The organism is Streptomyces sp. NPDC038200 (assembly GCF_055600785.1).
The window spans coordinates 48,185-68,815 of record NZ_JBVJYH010000021.1 but is presented as its reverse complement, the minus strand read 5'-3'; the positions used below and the strand labels follow the sequence as shown (position 1 = coordinate 68,815).

12 protein-coding genes are annotated in these 20,631 nt (G+C 73.2%); 8 read left to right on the top strand and 4 right to left on the bottom strand.

Going from position 1 to position 20,631, the window contains the following annotated elements:
• Positions 1 to 25: 25 nt before the first annotated feature.
• From ACZ7KF_RS33085 to moeZ, 3 genes are all read left to right on the top strand, one after another.
• Positions 26 to 985, top strand: a complete 960-nt coding sequence (locus ACZ7KF_RS33085) for an NAD-dependent epimerase/dehydratase family protein (RefSeq protein ID WP_471083412.1) — start codon at positions 26 to 28, stop codon at positions 983 to 985.
• Entirely contained in the window at positions 973 to 1,722 is a 750-nt protein-coding gene (locus ACZ7KF_RS33080; RefSeq protein ID WP_471083409.1) for a spherulation-specific family 4 protein, read from the top strand. Before ACZ7KF_RS33085 ends, ACZ7KF_RS33080 begins: the two co-directional genes overlap by 13 nt.
• A gap of 63 nt (positions 1,723 to 1,785) precedes the next feature.
• The gene (gene moeZ, locus ACZ7KF_RS33075) at positions 1,786 to 2,964 is read left to right on the top strand and encodes an adenylyltransferase/sulfurtransferase MoeZ (protein ID WP_471083406.1); all 1,179 of its coding nucleotides are present in this window, start codon (positions 1,786 to 1,788) and stop codon (positions 2,962 to 2,964) included.
• 188 nt (positions 2,965 to 3,152) lie between these two features.
• Here moeZ and ACZ7KF_RS33070 read toward each other — a convergent pair whose 3' ends face one another.
• From ACZ7KF_RS33070 to ACZ7KF_RS33060, 3 genes are all read right to left on the bottom strand, one after another.
• The gene (locus ACZ7KF_RS33070; protein WP_471083403.1) at positions 3,153 to 4,706 is read right to left on the bottom strand and encodes an alpha/beta hydrolase; all 1,554 of its coding nucleotides are present in this window, start codon (positions 4,704 to 4,706) and stop codon (positions 3,153 to 3,155) included.
• A gap of 134 nt (positions 4,707 to 4,840) precedes the next feature.
• Entirely contained in the window at positions 4,841 to 6,385 is a 1,545-nt protein-coding gene (locus ACZ7KF_RS33065) for an alpha/beta hydrolase (RefSeq protein ID WP_471083401.1), read from the bottom strand.
• 78 nt (positions 6,386 to 6,463) lie between these two features.
• Positions 6,464 to 9,460: a lysylphosphatidylglycerol synthase domain-containing protein gene (locus ACZ7KF_RS33060; protein ID WP_471083398.1), complete on the bottom strand. Its 2,997-nt coding sequence runs from the start codon at positions 9,458 to 9,460 to the stop codon at positions 6,464 to 6,466.
• A gap of 185 nt (positions 9,461 to 9,645) precedes the next feature.
• Here ACZ7KF_RS33060 and ACZ7KF_RS33055 point away from each other — a divergent pair, with 185 nt between their 5' ends.
• The 5 genes from ACZ7KF_RS33055 (at position 9,646) to nudC (ending at position 20,259) form a co-directional block, all read left to right on the top strand.
• Complete coding sequence (locus ACZ7KF_RS33055) at positions 9,646 to 10,032, top strand: MGMT family protein (protein WP_471083396.1); 387 nt, start codon at positions 9,646 to 9,648, stop codon at positions 10,030 to 10,032.
• Between the two features lie 257 nt (positions 10,033 to 10,289).
• Positions 10,290 to 13,835 carry an ATP-dependent helicase gene (locus ACZ7KF_RS33050; RefSeq protein ID WP_471083393.1) on the top strand — a complete coding sequence of 1,182 codons (3,546 nt, stop codon included), beginning with the start codon at positions 10,290 to 10,292 and terminating at the stop codon, positions 13,833 to 13,835.
• A gap of 150 nt (positions 13,836 to 13,985) precedes the next feature.
• Positions 13,986 to 17,711 carry an ATP-dependent helicase gene (locus ACZ7KF_RS33045; RefSeq protein WP_471083390.1) on the top strand — a complete coding sequence of 1,242 codons (3,726 nt, stop codon included), beginning with the start codon at positions 13,986 to 13,988 and terminating at the stop codon, positions 17,709 to 17,711.
• A 53-nt stretch (positions 17,712 to 17,764) separates the two neighbouring features.
• Positions 17,765 to 19,168, top strand: coding sequence for a dipeptidase (locus ACZ7KF_RS33040; protein ID WP_471083387.1), 1,404 nt, complete (start codon positions 17,765 to 17,767; stop codon positions 19,166 to 19,168).
• A gap of 146 nt (positions 19,169 to 19,314) precedes the next feature.
• The gene (gene nudC, locus ACZ7KF_RS33035) at positions 19,315 to 20,259 is read left to right on the top strand and encodes an NAD(+) diphosphatase (RefSeq protein WP_471083384.1); all 945 of its coding nucleotides are present in this window, start codon (positions 19,315 to 19,317) and stop codon (positions 20,257 to 20,259) included.
• A gap of 64 nt (positions 20,260 to 20,323) precedes the next feature.
• On the opposite strand, the gene ACZ7KF_RS33030 is transcribed toward nudC, so the two are convergent.
• Positions 20,324 to 20,566, bottom strand: coding sequence for a mycoredoxin (locus ACZ7KF_RS33030; protein ID WP_225828008.1), 243 nt, complete (start codon positions 20,564 to 20,566; stop codon positions 20,324 to 20,326).
• Positions 20,567 to 20,631: the final 65 nt, after the last annotated feature.

Here is a 20,631-nt window from a genome sequence, read left to right as displayed (position 1 = left end):
CCGCGCACACCCCGGGAGCCGCCCGATGAGGGTCCTGCTGATCGGAGCCAACGGTTTCATCGGCCGCTTCGTCGCCGACCGCCTGCTCGCCGACCCGGCCGTCCAGCTCACCGCGCTCGGCCGCGGCGACGACGCCGACGTCCGCTTCGACCTCGCCAGCGGCAGCCCGGGCGCGCTCACCCGCTTCCTCGACGCGGTCCACCCCGGGGTCGTCGTCAACTGCGCGGGCGCCACCCGTGGCGGGGCCCGCGAACTCACCCGGCACAACACCGTCGCCGTCGCCACCGTCTGCGAGGCGCTGCGCCGCAGCGGGTGCGGGGCCCGGCTGGTGCAGATCGGATGCGGATCGGAGTACGGCCCCAGCCAGCCCGGCTCCTCCACGGCGGAGGACGCCGTACCGCGCCCCGGCGGCCCCTACGGCGTCAGCAAGCTCGCCGCGACCGAACTCGTCCTCGGCTCGGGCCTGGACGCGGTCGTCCTGCGGGTCTTCTCGCCCGCCGGCCCCGGCACCCCCGCCGGCTCCCCGCTGGGCCGGCTCGCCGAGGCCATGCGCCGCGCCATGCAGTCCGGCGACGGCGAACTCAAGCTCGCCGGCCTGGGCGTGCAGCGCGACTTCGTCGACGTACGCGATGTCGCGCGAGCCGTGCACGCCGCCTCGCTCTCCGCCGCGCAGGGTGTGATCAACATCGGTTCCGGCCGGGCCGTCCGCCTCAGGGACGCCGCCGCCGTCCTCGCGCGCGTGGCCGGATACGGCGGCGCCCTCCACGAGCTCGACGCCCCGCCCGGTCCGCTGCGCGCCGCCATCGGTCACCCGCGCGCCGACTCCGAACACGCGTCCCCGGCGGCGTACCCCTACCCGGACGGCTGCGGCAGCTGGCAGCAGGCCGATGTGCGCACCGCCCGCGACCGGCTCGGCTGGCGTCCCCGCATCAACCTCGAAGAATCCCTGGCCGACATCTGGATGGAGGCGGCATGCCGCATCTGACCAGCACCACCGCCGGCGCCACCGGCACCGGCGTCCGCACCGGTCTCGGCATCCCCGGCTACGCGCACCCGCTCGTCGCCCCCGCCCAGTGGGCCGAACTCGCCCGCCCCGGCACCCCGCTGGACTGGGTGGCCCTCGACGTCGCCGCCGGCCCCGGCAGCCGTCCCGACCCGCACTGTCTGCAGGCCGCGGGGCGGCTGCGAGCCGCGGGCGTCCGCCTCCTCGGCCACCTGGACCTCACCTACGGCGCCCGCGCCTTCGGCGACCTGCTCTCCGACGCCCACCGCCATCTCGACTGGTACCGGGTGGACGGCTTCCTGCTGGACCGCTGCCCCACCGACCGCACCGCGCTGCCGGAGGTCCGCCGCGCGATCACCACGCTCCGCGCGATCAGCGACACCGCCCATGTCGTCCTCGGCCACGGCCGCCATCCGCACCCCGGTTACGCCGAGAACGCCGACCAGCTCGTGACCTTCTGCGGCCCCTGGTCCGACTACCGCTGGTCGCAGGCGGCCGAGTGGACCGCCGACTACCCGCCCGACCGGTTCTGCCACTTCGTGCACAGCGTGCCCCGCGGCCACCTGGACGAGGCGCTGCGGATAGCCCGCTGGCAGGGCGCGGCGACGATCTACCTGACGGACCACACCGACGGCGGCGGGCGCACCGACCCGTGGGAGACGATGCCCGGCTACTGGGACGACATCGTCTCGCTTGTCGGAACGGGTGTCTCGGAATGAAGAAGGCCGTGGCAGTGTTACGGGGAGAACAACTGTAGTGATTGACCGACCAACGGAGTCCCCGTGTCGCTGCCACCCCTGGTCGAGCCAGCCTCTGAGCTCACCGTAGACGAGGTCCGCAGGTACTCCCGCCACCTGATCATCCCCGATGTGGGCATGGACGGGCAGAAGCGGCTGAAGAACGCCAAGGTGCTCTGTGTGGGTGCCGGCGGCCTGGGCTCGCCGGCGCTGATGTACCTGGCCGCCGCGGGCGTGGGCACCCTCGGCATCGTGGAGTTCGACGAGGTCGACGAGTCGAACCTGCAGCGCCAGATCATTCACAGCCAGGCCGACATCGGCCGCTCCAAGGCCGAGTCCGCGCGGGACAGCGTCAAGGGCATCAACCCGTACGTGAACGTGATCCTTCACGAGGAGCGGCTGGAAGCCGACAACGTGATGGACATCTTCAGCCAGTACGACCTGATCGTCGACGGCACGGACAACTTCGCGACCCGCTACCTGGTCAACGACGCCTGCGTGCTGCTGAACAAGCCGTACGTCTGGGGCTCGATCTACCGCTTCGACGGCCAGGCGTCCGTGTTCTGGTCCGAGCACGGCCCCTGCTACCGCTGCCTCTACCCGGAGCCCCCGCCCCCCGGCATGGTCCCCTCCTGCGCCGAGGGCGGCGTCCTGGGCGTGCTGTGCGCGTCCATCGGCTCCATCCAGGTCACCGAGGCGATCAAGGTCCTCACCGGCACCGGCGAGCCGCTGGTCGGCCGGCTGATGATCTACGACGCCCTCGAGATGCAGTACCGCCAGGTCAAGGTCCGCAAGGACCCCAACTGCGCGGTCTGCGGCGAGAACCCGACCGTCACCGAGCTCATCGACTACGAGGCCTTCTGCGGCGTCGTCTCCGAGGAGGCCCAGGAGGCGGCCGCCGGCGCGACGATCACTCCGAAGCAGCTCAAGGAGTGGATCGACGACGGCGAGAACATCGAGATCATCGACGTCCGCGAGCCGAACGAGTACGAGATCGTCTCCATCCCGGGCGCCAAGCTGATCCCGAAGAACGAGTTCCTCATGGGCACCGCCCTGGAGGGCCTCCCGCAGGACAAGAAGATCGTCCTGCACTGCAAGACGGGTGTCCGCAGTGCGGAAGTCCTCGCGGTCCTGAAGTCCGCGGGCTTCGCCGACGCGGTCCACGTCGGCGGCGGCGTGATCGGCTGGGTCAACCAGATCGAACCGCAGAAGCCGGTCTACTGACCCTCGGCCCGCTGACCATCGACTCGCTGACCAGCGGTTCTGACGAAGCCCACGGCTCTGACCAGCTCAGCCGCCGTGGGCTTCGGCCGTTGCCGGTCGGCGCCCTCGGTGTACCGGAGGACGGTGCTCGACGCCGTGAACCTCGTGACCGGCCGGTGTGTCCCCTCGTCGTCGGGCGCTTAGCTCCGTCAGGAGCAGGTTGTGCCGTCCCTCGGTACCGTTCCCTTCAGCAGGTAGGCGTCCACCGTCGAGTCGACGCAGTCGCTGCCGCTGCCGTACGCCCCGTGTCCCTCGCCCTTCCAGGTGAGTTCGACGCCCACGCCGTGGCCCAGCTCGTCGGCCATTCTGCGGGCGCCCTCGTACGGGGTGGCCGGGTCGCCCGTGTTGCCGACCAGCAGGATCGGCGCCGCGCCCGGTGCGCCGACCTCCGGGGTGTCGTACTGGCCCGGCACCGGCCAGTCGTGGCACCAGCCGGCCGTGTCCCAGCCCAGGAAGTCCCCGAACACCGGAGATATCCGCTCGAACTCCCCAAGCCGCCGCTTTGTCTCGGCGAGCGTCGGCCGCTGCTTCTCGTCCAGGCACGATATGGCCCGCTGGGAGTGCGACATGGTGCCGTAATGCCCGGACCCGTCCCGGTCGTTGTACTCGTCGGCAAGCGCCAGCAACGGCGAACCGTCGCCCTTCTCCGCCGCCCCGAGCGCGCTGGTCAGTCTCGGCCAGCTGGACTCGCTGTACAGCGGCAGGATGATCCCGGTGACCGCGAGCGTCTGGGTCAGCTTCCGCCCGGACGACGTCGGCAGCGGCTTGGCGTCGAGCCGGGTCAGCAGGCCGGCTATCTTCCGGGAGCCCTGAGCGGGGTCCCGGCCGGTGGACTCGAGGTAGTCGTCCAGGGCCCGCTGGAAGCCCCGGGCCTGGTTCTGGGCGTGGCCCACCGTGTCCGCGGTCGGGTCGACCACCGCGTCGAGCACCATGCGCCCCACCCGGCGCGGGAACAGGTGGGCGTAGACGCCGCCGAGTTCGGTGCCGTAGGAGATGCCGAAGTAGTGGAGTTCGTCGTCGCCGAGGACCTGGCGCATCAGGTCCATGTCGCGGGCGGTGTCGGTGGTGGACACGTGGGCCAGCAGGGGGCCGGAGGCCCGCCGGCAGCCCTTGCCGAAGTCGGTGGCGTCCTGGAAGTACGCCTTCTCCTCGGCCGGGGTGTCCGGTGTGGCGTCCACGTCCTCGGCGGCCTGGATCTCCCGGTCGCCGCGGCAGCGGACGCCCTCACTCGCGCCGACCCCGCGCGGGTCCCAGCTCACCAGGTCGTATCGCTCGTGGAGAGCGGAGACGGAGTTCTCGTAGTACGGCATCATCGACACACCCGAGCCGCCGGGGCCGCCGAAGTTGAACAGCAGTGACCCGATGCGGTCGCCACCGGTCGCTCGCGCGCGGATGAGGGCCAGACCGATCGTTCTGCCGCCCGGCTCGGACCAGTCCAGTGGCACCTTCAGCGTCGCGCACCGCCATGTGTCGCTCGGCGCGGCGGAGCTCTCGGTGGCCTTGCAGCGGCGCCAGTCGAGGCGCTGGGAGGTGAGGGAGGAGGGGAGCGCCCGGGACGGCGTGGCGGTGGAGCCCGGCGCCGACGGGGGAGCCGAGTCGGTCTCCTTGACCCCGTCCCTGCCGTCGTCCCCGCCCGACCCGCCGCAGCCGGCCAGCAGCAGCCCGGCCGCCAGCGCGGCCGTCCACCGCAGAAATCGCGTCATGCGCACCCCCCTGACAGGCCCGTCGCCTCGTGCCGCGCCGGGCGTTCAGGCCATGGTAGGCGCCCGCTGCCCGGCCTGTGTGAGCCTGTGGATAACGCTCTGAACTGCGGTTTCGGCAGGTCGGCGGAGTCTGTCTAGGAGCAGACCTTGTCGGCCTTCGGCACCTTCCCGTTCAGCAGGTAGCCGTCCACCGCGCTCTGCACGCACTTGTTCTTGCTGTCGTACGCGCCGTGCCCCTGACCCTGGTAGGTCAGCTCGACGCCGACGCCCTTGCCGAGCGCGTCCGCCATCCTCTTCGCGCCGGCGTACGGGGTGGCCGGGTCGCCGGTGTTGCCGACGACGAGGATGGGCGCCGCCCCCGGCGCCCTGACGTCCGGATGATCGGCCGCGCCCGGCACCGCCCAGTCGGTGCAGCTGAGCATGCCCCAGGCCATGTAGTCCCCGAACAGCGGGGACGCGGAGTGGAACCGCGGCAGCTGCTGCTGGACGTGGTCGGCGGTGTACCGGGGCTTGTCGTCGGCGCAGTTGATGGCGATGTTCGCCGGCATGAGGTTGCTGTACTCCCCGTTCGCGTCGCGGCCGTTCATCGAGTCGGACAGCAGCATGAGGATCTTGCCGTCGCCGTCGTACGCCTCCTCCAGCCCCTCGGTGAGGTACTCCCAGAAGTCCTTCGAGTACAGGGACTGCGCGATGCCGTTGGTGGCGGCGGTCTGGGTCAGCTGGCGCGGGAAGACGCCCGGGATCGGCTTCTTCTCCAGGTCGGCGAGGAGTTTCGCGATGCGGTCCTTCACGTCCTGCGGGGTGTCGCCGATCGGGCAGTCCGTGGTCTTCGACGTGCAGTCCTTCGCGAAGTTGTCGAGGGCGAGCTGGAAGCCCTCGGCCTGGCCGAGCGCGCTCTGCTCCGGGTCCTCCGTGGGGTCCACGACGCCGTCGAAGACGGCCCGGCCGACCCTCTTGGGGAACAGGTGGGCGTAGACGCCGCCGAGTTCGGTGCCGTAGGAGATGCCGAAGTAGTACAGCTTGTCGTCGCCGAGGACCTGGCGCATCAGGTCCATGTCGCGGGCCGCGTCCGTGGTGCGCACATGCGGCAGGACCTTCCCGGAGTTCGTCTCGCAGGCCGCGTTGAACTGCTTGGTGCGCTGCAGGAACTCCGCGCGTTCGGCTGTGGTGTCCGGGGTCGCGTCCTGCTGGAAGTACTCGTCCAGCTGTGCGTCGCTCTCGCACTTCACGGGTGCGCTGCGGCCGACCCCGCGCGGGTCGAAGCTGACCAGGTCGTAGCGGGTGCGCAGGGTGGTGTAGTCCGAGCCGAACGCCGGCAGCGTGGTGACGCCGCTGCCGCCGGGGCCGCCGAAGTTGAAGATGAGCGAGCCGATCCGCTTGCTCGCGGGGCCACTGGTCCGGGCGCGGATCAGGGCGAGGTCGATCGTCTTGCCCTTCGGGTCGCTCCAGTCCAGGGGCGCCTTCATGGTGGCGCACTGCCAGTCGGTGCCGTTCGGCAGCGGGGACGGCGCGCTGCCGCCGCCCTCCGCCTCGGACGGGGCCGGGCAGTCCTTCCAGTCCAGCTTCTGCGTCGTGACGTCCCCGCCGGTGGAGCTGCCGCCGCATCCGGCCAGCACAGCGGAGAGCAGCACAGCGGTGGTGGTCAGCGCGGCGGCGCGCAGCCGGAGGGGGTTCGCCATACCCCCATCGTGGCGGCGTGCACGCGGGGGCGCGCGCCGGGCGCGGGCCGTCCGAGGTACGTCACCGGGCGAGGGCGCTCACAGGGCTCCCTTGCGGGAGAGGTGGTTGAAGGCCAGCCAGCCCGGCAGCACGGGCAGCCACAGGGTCAGCAGCCGGAACAGCAGGACGGCCGGGGCGGCGACCTCCTTGGGCAGGCCGACGGCGATCAGCCCCACGGTGAGGGTCGCCTCGACCGCGCCCACGCCGCCCGGGGTGGGCGCGGCGGAGCCGAGCGCGTTGCCGGCGAGGAAGACGACGGCGACGCTGGCGATGCTGAGCGACACCGAGCCGTCGCCGAAGGCCCGGATGGAGGCGTCCAGGCACATCACGAAGCAGGCGGTCAGCAGGAGCATGCCGCCGATGCCGGTGACGAGCTTCTGGGGCCGCTGGAGGACGTCGAGCATGCGCGGTACGACACCGGCGAAGAGCGACCTCACGCGCGTGACGACGAATTTCCGCAGGAACGGCACCGAGGTGACCACGAGGAGCAGCACGGCCACGGTCAGCAGGCCCGCGATGACGGTGCGGGACGGAGACAGCGACGGCGTCTTCTCGGTGCCGGTCAGGTAGCCGAAGGAGAGCAGCATCAGGATGTGGCAGCCGAGCCCGAACAGCTGCGACGCGCCGACGCTCGCCACCGCGAGCCCCGGGCGGACGCCGGCGCGCTGGAGGAAGCGCGTGTTGAGGGCCACACCGCCGACCGCGGCCGGCGCCACGATCTTCACGAACGATCCGGCGACCTGTGCCGCGACGGTCCGCGGGAACGGCACCCGTTCCGGCACGAACCCCAGCAGGGCCATCGCCGCGGCGACGTAGCTGAGCGCGGAGAACAGCACCGCGGCGACCACCCAGCCCCATTGGGCCTGTGCGAACAGCGTGCCGAACTCGATGTGGGTGAGCTGCGTCAGCAGGTAGTAGGCGCCGATCGCACCGGCGATGAAGCTGATCAGCGTGCGCGGCCGGACCCGTTCGAGCCGGGCCGGTTCCACCGGCGCCTGGGGCCTGATCCGCAGCACCTCGTGCCGGATCTGGGTGAGCAGATCCTCCTCGCGAGCCTCGTCCAGGGCCTCGTCGATGGCCCGTTTCTCCGCGCGCTGCTCGGCACGGACCGCCTTCTTGTCGGGCTTTTCGAGCGGGGCCGTCGCGGCGGCCTCCTCCTGGCGGGCGGGTTTGGCCTGCCGGGAGGCTTCGAGCACCGCCTCGCGCTCGCGCTGGGCTCGCTCCCGGGCCAGCCGGCGGAGCGTGGAGCGGGTGGAGCGGGTCAGCGCGATCGGCTGGAGCATCGGCAGGCAGTCGGCCACCGCGTCCGGGCCGAGCACCCCGACCGCCGAGGCGACGGCCCGCTCGGCGCCGACCCGCAGGCCGAGCGTGGTGACCAGCTGGGCGACGTCCATGCGCAGCAGCAGCTCACCGGCCGCGATCTCGCCGCCGCGCAGCTCGGTGAGGATCACCTTGCCGGAACGATCCACCAGGATCGCGTCACCGGCCAGCCTGCGGTGCGCGATGCGCCGCGACTGCAGTGCCTGCACCTGGTGCCAGGTGTTGCGCAGCAGCTCGTCGGTGATCTCCTCGTCGGCCAGCGAGTCCAGCGTGCGCCCGCCGGTGTGCTCGTAGACGAGCATGACGGCGTCGGGACCGAGTTCGGAGGTGGCGATCAGCTTGGGCGCGTTGGCGCCCGCCGCGATCGCCGCGTACGCCAGCAGCGCCTCCTGTTCCAGCGCCTGGCGCAGCGACTGGAGGCTGGAGCGGGTGGCGAAGCCGCGCAGGGTCAGATTGCGCCACGCGCGGTAGAAGAAGCCCTGTGCCTGCTGTTCCCGGTCGACGACCGTGACGTCCAGCGGAGGGCCGTCCTCCAGGGTGACGAAGTAGCGCCGGCCGCGGTCGCCGTTCTCCGTCTCCACGGCTTCCTCACGGGCCGAGCTGACGGGGTGGAAGCCGACGTGCCTGAGGCGCGCCATCAGGGTCTGGCCGGTCGGGCGGACGTTGGGGGAGCCCACTGCATACAGGGTGCCGTAGGCGACGGTCCAGCCGATCAGGACCGTCAGGATGATCGAGAAGGGGGTCGTGTAGCCGGTGACCAGCATCGAGAACGCGTCGAGCAGCAGCACGATCCACAGCACCGCGCGCCATCGGGGCCTGCGGGACATGCCGACGGCCGTCATGTAGGCGATCACGGGTGCGAGATAGCCGTGCACCGGGTCGGTCAGCGCGTGGATGTCGCCCGGCGAGGGCTGGGTGAGCGCCTCCTGGATCGAGTCCGGGGCCGCCCGGGCGACCCACAGGTCGGTGGCGAGCGTCACTCCGTGCGCCAGGACGGCCGCGAGGACGCCGTCGGCGATGCGCAGCCCGTCCCGTTTGATCAGCCGTTCGATCGCGAAGGCGACCGGCACCAGCAGGATCGCGATGCTGGAGGCCAGCCCCGCGATCTTGATCAACAGGTCCGGGGCCTGCCCGGTGCCCTTGTTGATGTCCTGTTCGAGGCCCGAGGTGGTGCCGTGCGCGAACGCGGCGATCGCGAGCAGCACCACGATGGCGAGCACGCCCACCAGGAGCCGCATGAGGTCGGAGGGACGGTGCACGCGCGCGGGGAGCAGCGGTTCGTCGCCCTCCACCTGCTCGGCGTGGGGGTCGCCTTCGGCGCACGGACGGTGGTCCGGGGCCGCTCTCCTGGATCCGGGCGCCCCTCCGGCGGCGTCCGCACCGTCACGACGCGCGCCGGTGCCGCCGTCACGCGCGTCCGAGCCGTCGGCATGTGCGCCTGTGCCGCCGTCACGCGCGTGTGGGTCGTCGTTCTCGCGGGTGTCGGGTTCGTCACCCCGCGCGGACGTGCCGCCGGCACCGGGGGCGTCGGGAGGATGTCCCTCCCCGCGCGGGACGTCGGGAGGTCCCTCCGCGCGCGGGCCGTCGTCCTTGCGCGGACCGGTGTCTTCTCGGTGCGCGTCGGTGCCGCCCGCGTCCGCGCGGGCGGTGTCGCGGCGCGCGGAGGCGTCAGGGGTGCCCGCCGCTCCTTCGGGGTGCACGCCCTGCTCCTTCATGGTCTCTTCTTGGTCTCGTATCACCAGTCACCGCCCGCACGATGGTGGCATGCCCCACCGACACACACGGGCATCAGGGTGTGGATGCGCGGGCGCACAGTCTGCCCGAAGGACCGCCCGGGGGCGAGAGGACCGTTCCTCACAGGCCCGCGGGGATGTCGGCGGAGTGCGGCAGGATGGGGTGAATGAGCGAGCAGAGCCCTTCCGAAGACGCCCGCGAAGAGTACGCGGACGCGCTGCCGGAGTACGCCGAGCGGGTTCTCGACGTCGCCGAGCGGATTCCCCCGGGCCGGGTCATGACGTACGGCGACGTCGCCGAGTGGCTTGCCGAAGGAGGCCCGCGTCAGGTGGGCCGGGTGATGGCGCTCTACGGAGGTGCCGTGCCGTGGTGGCGCGTCGTACGCGCCGACGGCGTGCTGCTGCCCGGACACGAACTGCGCGCGCTCGACCGCTACCGAGCGGAGGGCACACCGCTGAAGCAGGCGGGCAGGAGTGCGGAGGGCCATCTGCCGCGGCTCGACATGCGACGGGCCCGATGGGACGGCGACGCGGGCGCGGGGGGTCACATCTGACAGCTTCCGCCATCGGATGCCGCCGGGGCGGACGTGTGATCCGTTCGAGGGACACGGGGGACGTCCGTGGCATGGCGTACGTTCGTGAGACGGGGGACGCGCGTGGCGCGAGCGCCGCGAGGGAAGAATCGGAAGCCCTGCTTCCGTCCGGAGCGGCGGCGTAGCGTCGGCAGCACGTGTCCCCCTCACCCCGCGGCCACCGCCTCGCCCGTGTGACCGCCTGCCCACCAGCACAACCACCAGGACCGGCCCATCACGTGAGCTCCTCTTCCTCCACCAGGCGCCTGCCGCACCCCTCGGTGCGGCAGGGGAGCCGTGGCGCTTACCGACTGGTCCGTACCCCGCCGGCCGTCGTGGATCCCCCTCGTCTGGACGCGGCGCAGCGGGCCGTGGTTGACCACAGGACCGGACCGCTGCTCGTCCTCGCAGGTCCCGGCACCGGCAAGACCACCACCCTGGTCGAGTCCGTGGCCGCGCGGATCGCCCGGGGCGGCGATCCCGAGCGGATCCTGGTGCTGACGTTCAGCCGCAAGTCCGCCGTCGATCTGCGCGACCGCATGGCGCTGCGGATGGGAGCGGCCCGCGCGCCCCGGGCGACCACGTTCCACTCGTACTGCTACGCACTGGTCCGCGCCCACCAGGACAGCGCCCGGTTCACCGAGCCGCTGCGTCTGCTCTCCGGCCCCGAGCAGGACGTCGCCGTCCGGGAGCTGCTCGCCGGCCAGCCCGAGCTGGAGCGGCTCGGCCTGACCCATGTGCGCTGGCCGGACGAACTGCGCGCCTGCCTGACCACGCGCGGCTTCGCCGACGAGGTCCGTGCCGTCCTCGCCCGCAGTCGTGAGCTGGGCCTCGGCCCGGAGGCCCTGGACGCCTTCGCGCGCCGCATCGGCCGCCCCGACTGGCGGGCGGCGGCGGCGTTCCTCGCCGACTACCTCGACACGCTCGACCTCCAGGGCGTGATCGACTACGCGGAGCTGGTCCACCGCGCGGTGCTGCTCGCCCGCCGTCCGGAGACCGCCGCACAGCTCGCGGCCCGCTACGACGCCGTGTACGTCGACGAGTACCAGGACACCGACCCCGCCCAGGTCCGGCTCCTGCACGCCCTGGCGGGCGGGGGCCGCACCCTGGTCGCCTTCGGCGACCCCGACCAGTCGATCTACGCCTTCCGGGGCGCCGACGTGAACGGCATCCTGGACTTCCCGGCCGCCTTCACCCGCGCGGACGGCCGTCCCGCCCCCGTCGAGGTGCTGCGCACCTCCCGGCGCTCCGGCGCCGCCCTGCTGGCCGCCACCCGGCTGATCACCCAGCGCATGCCGCTGCCCCGGCTGCCCGCCGACAAGGTCCGCGCTCACCGCGAGCCGGCCCCCGTACGGGACGGCGGCCGGGTCGAGGTCCACACGTACCCGACGTCCGGTGCGGAACTGGACAACATCGCGGACATCCTGCGCCGCGCACACCTGGAGGACGGCGTCCCCTGGCGCGACATGGCCGTCCTGGTGCGTGCCGGCTCCCGCACCCTCCCGACCCTCCGCCGGGCCCTCACCTCGGCCGGTGTCCCCGTGGACATCGACGGTGACGACCTTCCCCTGCGGCACGAGCCGGCCGTGACGCCGCTGCTCACGGCCCTCCGCGCGGTGGCCACGGCGGAGGCGCGGCACCGCGAGGAGAGCCACGCCGCGGAGGGTGACACGCCCGCCGCCACCGCCGTTCAGGACGCCACCGAGGCCGGTGAAGCCGAAGCTGCAGCCGGTGAAGCCGAGGGTGTCGACGGAGACGCCGAAGTTGCAGCCGGTGAAGCCGAGGGTGTCGCCGGAGACGCCGACGTCGCAGCCGGTGAAGCCGGGGGTGTCGCCGAGGGCGCCGACGTCGCAGCCGGTGAAGCCGAGGGTGTCGACGAAGACGCCGGGGACCGGACCGCGGACGTCTCCACCTGGCTCGACACCGAAACCGCCCTCACTCTGCTCGCCTCTCCGCTCGCCGGCATGGACAGCGCCGACCTGCGCCGCCTCGGACGTGCCCTGCGCGAGGAGGAGCGGGCCGCCGGCGACCCCCTGCCGCCCCCGTCCGACGAACTGCTCGCGCGAGCGCTCGCCGAGCCCGAGCGCCTGGCCGTGCACGACCCGGCGTACGCGCGCGGTGCCCAGCGGCTCGGCGCGCTGCTCCGCAAGGCCCGCGAGCGCCTCGCGGGCGGCGGTACGGCCGAGGAGGCGCTGTGGGACCTGTGGGAGGGCACGCCGTGGCCCGCGCGCCTGGAGCGGGCCGCCCGGCGCGGCGGCGCGGCCGGCCGCAACGCCGACCGGGACCTCGACGCCGTGTGCGCCCTGTTCGCCACCGCCGCGCGCGCGGAGGAGCGCACCGGCGGCCGCGGCGCCCTGAACTTCCTGGAGGAGATCGAGGCCCAGGACATAGCCGCCGACACCCTCGCACGCCGCGCGGTCCGCCCCGACGCCGTCCGTGTGATGACCGCGCACCGCTCCAAGGGACTGGAGTGGCGGCTGGTCGTCGTCGCCGGGGTCCAGGAGGGCCTGTGGCCCGATCTGCGGCGCCGCGGTTCGCTGCTGGAGGCCGACCGCATCGGCCGGGACGGCCTCGCCGAGCCGCTGACCCCGGGGGCGCTGCTCGCCGAGGAGCGCCGCCTGTTCTATGTCGCCGCCACGCGCGCGCGTGAGCGCCTCGTCGTCACCGCCGTGAAGGCACCGGCCGACGACGGCGACCAGCCGTCCCGGTTCCTGACCGAGCTGGGCGTGGAGCCCAGGGACGTCACCGCGCGCCCCCGCCGCCCGCTGTCCGTCGCCGCGCTCGTCGCCGAGCTGCGCGCCACCACGGTCGACCCGCGCGTCTCGGCAGCCCTCCGGGAGGCCGCCGCACGCCGGCTCGCCCGGCTCGCCGCACTCGCCGACGAGGACGGCCGCCCCCTGGCGCCGTCCGCGCACCCCTACCGCTGGTGGGGCATGTTCGAACCGACCGAGAGCAAGGTGCCGCTGCGCCACCGCGACCAGCCCGTGGTGCTCTCCGGCAGCGCTCTCGACCAGCTCGCCAACACCTGCGCGCTGCAGTGGTTCCTGGGCCGCGAGGTGAAGGCCGACGCCCCCGCCACCACCGCGCAGGGCTTCGGCAACGTGGTCCACGTCCTCGCCGACGAGGTCGCCTCCGGCCGCAGCCCCGCCGACCTCGACGTCCTCATGGAACGCCTGGACTCGGTGTGGAACGCGCTCGCCTTCGACGCGCCCTGGAAGTCGCGGCAGGAGAAGGACAACGCGCGCGCGGCGCTCGAACGCTTCCTCAACTGGCACGTGCTGGACCGCACCGGCCGCAGGCCGGTGACGAGCGAGCAGGACTTCGACGTCACCCTCGAAGCGGGCGACTACCAGGTCCGTATCCGCGGCCAGATGGACCGCGTGGAGACCGACGCCGAGGGCCGGGCCTACGTGGTCGACTTCAAGACCGGGAAGCAGGCGCCCACCGCGCGCGAGGTGGAGCGGCACCCCCAGCTCGCCGTCTATCAGCTCGCCGTCCGCGAGGGCGCCGTGGACACGGCCTTCGACGGCGTACGCCCCGAACCCGGCGGCGCGGAACTCGTCCACCTCAGGCAGGGCGCCGCCAAGCGGGACGGGGGCGAGGCCCTGCCCAAGGTGCAGACCCAGGAGCCGCCGGCGGGCGAGTGGGTCGGCGATCTGCTGGCCAACGCGGCCGGGAAGGTCCTCGACGAGCGGTTCACACCGAGCACCGGCCAGCACTGCACGCACTGCGCCTTCCGCGCCTCGTGCAGCGCGCGGCCCGAGGGCCGGCACGTGGTGGAGTGAGGTGCGGACGACGGAGGTGACGTAGCGCACCCCGGGCGGGTGCGGGCGACGGGGTGACGTACCGCACCCCGGGCGCTGACCTGCGTCTCTTCCTCCCCGGACGGTCCGGCCGGCCCCGATTGTCAGTCCCCGCCGCTAGCCTTTTCCGACATGCCCGCCCGTATCACCGATCCTGAGCAGCTCAAGGAGCTCCTCGGCATCCCGTTCACCCCGGAGCAGACGGCCTGCATCACCGCGCCGCCCGCCCCGCAGGTGATCGTGGCCGGCGCCGGGTCGGGCAAGACCACCGTGATGGCGGCCCGCGTGGTGTGGCTGGTCGGCACCGGACAGGTCGCCCCCGAACAGGTCCTCGGCCTGACCTTCACCAACAAGGCCGCCGGCGAGCTGGCCGAACGGGTCCGCAAGGCACTGATCAAGGCCGGCGTCACCGACCCCGACGCCCTTCCCCCGTCCGACCCGCCCACCTCGCCGACGGCCTCCCGCGCCGAACCCGGCCGGCCGGACCCGGACCATCCGGCCGGCGAGCCCGTCATCTCGACGTACCACTCCTTCGCCGGCCGTCTGCTCACCGACCACGGCCTGCGCCTCGGCCTGGAGCCCACCTCACGTCTCCTGGCCGACGCCACCCGCTACCAGCTCGCCGCGCGGGTGCTGCGCGAGGCCCCCGGCCCGTACCCGGCGCTGACCCGCTCCTTCGCCGACCTCGTCAGCGACCTGCTCGCCCTCGACTCCGAACTCGCCGAACACCTCGTCGACCCCGAAGACCTGCGCGCCTGGGACGCCGACCTGCTGCGCACCCTGGAAGGCGCCAAGCTCACCAACGCCGACCTGCGCAAGGTTCCCGAGACGGCCGCGGCCCGCCGGGAACTCGCCGGCCTCGTCCACCGCTACCGGGCCGCCAAACGCCAACGGGACCTGCTCGACTTCGGCGACCAGATCGCCCTGTCGGCCCGCCTCGCCCGCATCCCCGAGGTGGGCCGCCTGCTGCGCGAGGAGTTCCGGGTGGTGCTCCTGGACGAGTACCAGGACACCTCGGTGGCCCAGCGCGTCCTGCTGGCGGGTCTGTTCGGCGACGGCACCGGCCACCCGGTGACCGCCGTCGGCGACCCCTGTCAGGCCATCTACGGCTGGCGCGGCGCCTCCGTCGCCAACCTGGACGACTTCCCCGACCACTTCGCCCACGCCGACGGCAGGCCCGCCACCCGGCAGTCGCTCAGCGAGAACCGCCGCAGCGGCGGGCGGCTGCTCGACCTCGCCAACGGCCTCGCCACACCCCTGCGCGCCCTGCACGCGGGCGTGGAGGCCCTCCGCCCGGCCCCCGGCGCCGAGCACGACGGCACGGTCCGCTGCGCCCTGCTGTCCACGCATGCCGAGGAGATCGACTGGATCGCCGACTCCCTGGCCCACCTCGTGCGCACCGGCACACCACCCGGCGAGATCGCCGTCCTGTGCCGGACCGCGACCGACTTCGCCGAGATCCAGGGCGCCCTCGTCGCCCGTGACCTCCCGGTCGAGGTGGTCGGCCTCTCCGGGCTGCTGCATCTGCCCGAGATCGCCGACCTCGTCGCCGTCTGCGAGGTCCTCCAGGACCCCGGGGCCAACGCCGCCCTGGTGCGCCTGCTGACCGGACCGCGCTGGCGCATCGGCCCCCGCGACCTCGCCCTGCTGGGCCGCCGCGCCCGCCTGCTGGTGACCCACGCGCGCGTGGACGGCGCCGACGACCCCGACCGCAGGCTCGCCGCGGCCGTGGAGGGGGTCGACCCGGCCGAGGTGATATCGCTCGCCGACGCCCTCGACACGTTCCTGGAAACGCCGGCGGAGGGGGGCTTCGCGGAAGGCGGGGACGACGGGCTGCCGTTCTCCCCGGACGCGCGCGTGCGCTTCGCCCGGCTCGCCGCCGAGCTGCGCGACCTGCGGCGCTCGCTGTCCGACCCGCTGATGGACGTCCTGCACCGGGTCCTCGCCGTCACCGGCCTGGAGGTGGAGCTGTCGGCGTCCCCGCACGCGCTCGCCGCCCGCCGCCGGGAGACCCTGTCCAACTTCCTGGACGTCGCCGCGTCCTTCGCCGCGAGCGACGGCGAGGCCACCCTGCTGGCCTTCCTCGGCTTCCTGCGGACCGCCGCCCAGTACGAGAAGGGGCTGGACAACGCCCTGCCCGGCGGCGAGAACACCGTCAAGGTGCTCACCGCGCACAAGTCCAAGGGCCTGGAGTGGGACGTCGTGGCCGTCCCCGGACTGGTGACCGGCACCTTCCCCAGCGCCCAGGGCCGCGAGAAGTGGACCGCGCAGGCCAAGGTGCTGCCGCACGCCCTGCGCGGCGATGCCGACACCCTGCCCGACGCCGACAGCTGGGACTCGCGCGGCATGAAGGCCTTCCACGAGGCCATGAAGGACCACCAGCACACCGAGGAACTCCGTCTCGGCTACGTCACCTTCACCCGCCCCCGCTCGCTCCTGCTCGGCTCCGGCCACTGGTGGGGACCCAGCCAGAAGAAGCCGCGGGGCCCCTCCGACTTCCTCCGGGCCCTGTACGACCACTGCGCCGCCGGATACGGCGAGATCGAGGCGTGGGCGGACGAACCTGCGGAGGACGAGGAGAACCCGGCCCTGCACGCGGCCACCGCCGACCAGGTGTGGCCGCTGCCGCTGGACGCCGCCGCCCTGGCCCGCCGCCGCGCCGCCGCCGAGACCGTCCTCGCCCACCTGGACGCCCTCGCCGCCCGCCCCGACGGCCACCGCCCCGCCCTGCACGACCCCGCCGGCGACGAGCACCCGGACTGGCCCGCGCCACCGGACGAGGACCCGTACGGCGAAGAGCCGTACGAGGACTTCCCCGGCGAGACCGGCGAGGAGAGCCTCCCGTACGAGGAGGACGTCCCCCACGACGAGGACGACGCCTACGCCGAGCACCTCGGTCCCGGAGAGGACGACGCCTACGCCGAGCACCTCGCCCGCCATGGCGAGGACGACGCCTCCGCGGACGGCTTCCCCCACGACGAGGACCTCTTCGACGAGGCGCCCCCGGAGGACACGGCCGGCCCCGTCCCCGTCCCGGACGCCCGCGGCGCCCGGGACGCCTGGCACGCCGAGCGGCCCACCGTCCCCCACCAGGCGTCCGCCCCCCAGAGCGGCCACCGGCGCGCGGAGCCCTCGGCCCCGGCCTCGCTCACCCCCGAGGAGGCCCGTACCGTCGCCTCCTGGGACCGCGACCTCGACGCGCTCACCGGAGAACTGCTGCGCGCCCGGCAGACCGTCACCGACGTCCCCCTGCCCGCCACGCTCACGGCGACCCAGCTGCTGCGCCTCGCCGAGGACCCGGACGGTCTCGCGCAGGAACTCGCGCGCCCCATGCCGCGCCCCCCGCAGCCCGCCGCACGCCGGGGCACCCGGTTCCACGCCTGGATCGAAACCCGTTTCGAAGAGCTGACGCTGCCCCTGCTGGAGCCGGACGAGCTGCCCGGCAGCGATGCCGAGATCGCCGACGAACGCGACCTCGAAGCCCTCAAGGAGGCCTTCGAACGCACCGAGTACGCCCGGCGCACCCCGTACCGGGTCGAGGTCCCCGTCCAGCTCACCCTCGCCGGCCGCGTCGTCCGGGGCCGCATCGACGCCGTCTACCGGCACGGCGACGGCGACGAGGCGACGTACGAGATCGTCGACTGGAAGACCGGCCGCACCGGCACCGCCGATCCGCTCCAGCTCGCCGTGTACCGGCTCGCCTGGGCCGAGCAGCAGGGTGTGCCGCCCGAGTCCGTCACGGCCGCCTTCCTGTACGTGCGCAGCGGTGAGGTCGTACGGCCCGCGGGCCTGCCGGACCGGGCCGCGCTGGAGCGGCTGCTCACCGGTGCGACGGATCGGTCACCGGAGCGCACCTGAGTGTGACGAACCGCCCTCCGAGGATGTCGGCGCGGGCGGATAGGCTCGGGAGCATGAGCCAGACCCCGGACAGCGCCGTCCGCACGTACATCGAGCAGCACCGCGCCGCCTTCCTCGACGACCTCACCGCGTGGCTGCGCATCCCCTCCGTGTCGGCCCAGCCCGACCACGCGCCCGACGTGCGGCGCAGCGCCGACTGGCTCGCCGCCAAACTCCGGGAGACCGGCTTTCCCACGGCCGAGGTGTGGCAGACCCCGGGAGCCCCCGCCGTCTTCGCCGAGTGGCCCTCGGGCGACCCCGAGGCGCCCACCGTCCTGGTCTACGGCCACCACGACGTACAGCCCGCCGCCCGCGAGGACGGCTGGAACAGCGACCCCTTCGAGCCGGTCGTCCGGGAGAACCGCCTCTACGCGCGGGGGGCCGCCGACGACAAGGGCCAGGTGTTCTTCCACACACTCGGCGTCCGCGCCCACCTCGCCGCCACCGGCCGCACCGCCCCGGCGGTCAACCTCAAGCTGCTGATCGAGGGCGAGGAGGAATCCGGCTCCCCGCACTTCCGGGCCCTGGTGGAGGAGCGGGCCGGGCGGCTCGCCGCCGACGCCGTGATCGTCTCCGACACCGGCATGTGGGCCGAGGACACCCCGACCGTGTGCACCGGCATGCGGGGCCTGGCCGAGTGCGAGATCCGGCTCTACGGCCCCGACCAGGACATCCACTCCGGCTCCTTCGGCGGCGCCGTGCCCAACCCGGCCACCGTTGCCGCCCGCCTGGTCGCCGCCCTGCACGACGACCACGCGCGCGTGGCGATCCCCGGCTTCTACGACGGCATAGTCGAGCTGACCGACCGCGAGCGCGCGCTGTTCGCCGAACTGCCCTTCGACGAGGAGCGCTGGCTGCGCACGGCCAAGTCGTACGCCACCCACGGCGAGGCCGGGCACTCCACCCTGGAGCGCATCTGGGCCCGCCCGACCGCCGAGGTCAACGGCATCGGCGGCGGCTACCAGGGCCCCGGCAGCAAGACGATCATCCCGTCCGCGGCCATGGTGAAGCTGTCGTTCCGGCTGGTCGCCGGCCAGGACCCCGACCACATCGAGAAGGCCGTCCGTGCCTGGGCCGCCGAACAGGTGCCCGCCGGGATCCGGTACGAGATCGACTTCGGTTCGGCCACGCGCCCGTGCCTGACCCCGCTCGACCACCCCGCGCTGCAGTCCGTGGTCCGCGCCATGGGCCGCGCCTTCCAGGGGCCGGTCCGCTTCACCCGCGAGGGCGGCTCCGGACCCGCCGCCGACCTCCAGGAAGTCCTCGGCGCCCCCGTGCTCTTCCTGGGCATCTCCGTCCCGTCCGACGGCTGGCACGCTCCCGACGAGAAGGTCGAGCTGGACCTCCTCCTCAAGGGCGTCGAGACCAGCGCCTACCTGTGGGGTGACCTGGCCCGCACCTGGCGTTCCGCATCGTGACCGCCGGCGCCCTACGCAAGGGCGCGGGGCACACTGGAGGCACCGCCCCGCCCGCACCGCCCGCGCCCGACCCGGTGCCCTCATGCCGTACGTCCCGCCGAACGACCGCCGAAAGAATCACCGCACTGGGGGAGTTGGAAGCACCCGTGACCACCTGGACCGACCACACAGCCGACCGACCCATCTCGCTGACCGCCCCGAGCGGCATCGACCGCGCCGCCCACCACCGGCTGGACGAGGCCTGGCTCGCGGCGGCGTGGAGCCACCCCACGACCCGTTGCTTCGTGGTCTCCGGCGGCCAGGTGCTCATCGACGAGACCCCGGACGGCCGGACCGAACTCGTCATGACCCCCTCCTTCGAGGCGCCGCTCACCGAGGCCCACCGCTACTTCCTCGGCATCGACGAGGACGGCGTCAGCTACTTCGCGCTCCAGAAGGACTCGCTGCCCGGCCGCATCGACCAGTCCGCGCGCCCCGCGGGGCTGCGGGAGGCCGGCCTGCTCCTGTCGCCGCGCGACGCCGGGCTCATGGTGCACGCGGTCGGCCTGGAGAACTGGCAGCGCACCCACCGCTTCTGCTCCCGCTGCGGCGAGCGCACGGTGATCGCCGCGGCCGGCCACATCCGCCGCTGCCCGGCCTGTGGCGCGGAGCACTACCCGCGCACCGACCCGGCCGTGATCATGGCGGTCACCGACGAGGAGGACCGCATCCTGCTCGGCCGCCAGGTCCACTGGCCGGAGGGCCGCTTCTCCACGCTCGCCGGATTCGTCGAGCCCGGCGAGTCCATCGAGCACGCGGTGCGCCGCGAGGTGTGCGAGGAGGTCGGTGTCACCGTCGGCCCGGTCGAGTACGTCGCCAGCCAGCCCTGGCCCTTCCCGTCCAGCCTGATGCTCGGCTTCATGGCCCGCGCCACGTCCACCGAGATCGACGTCGACGGGGACGAGATCCACGAGGCCCGCTGGTTCTCCCGCGAGGAGCTGCACGCGGCCTTCGAGTCCGGCGAGGTGCTGCCGCCCTACGGCATCTCCATCGCGGCCCGCCTGATCGAGATGTGGTACGGCAAGCCCCTGCCGACCCGCGGCTTCGTCTGAGACGGCGAACGGCGGCTGCCGAGCCGGTTCGGACTCGGGAGCCGCCGTTCGGCGCAGCTCGCGATTACGCGGCGAGCTTCTGCTTGACCTGGGCCAACGACGGGTTGGTCAGCGTGGAGCCGTCCGCGAAGAGCACGGTGGGGACGGTCTGGTTGCCGTCGTTCGCCTTCTCCACGAAAGCAGCGGACTCGGGGTCCTGCTCGATGTTGATCTCGGTGTAGGCGATGCCCTCCCGGTCCATCTGGCTCTTCAGCCGCCGGCAGTAGCCGCACCACGTCGTGCTGTACATCGTCACAGTGCCCTGCATGTCTCTCGCTCTCCTCAGGCAGCTCGGAAGAAGTCGTCCACGGGGAGAACGTACGTGAGGGGCCG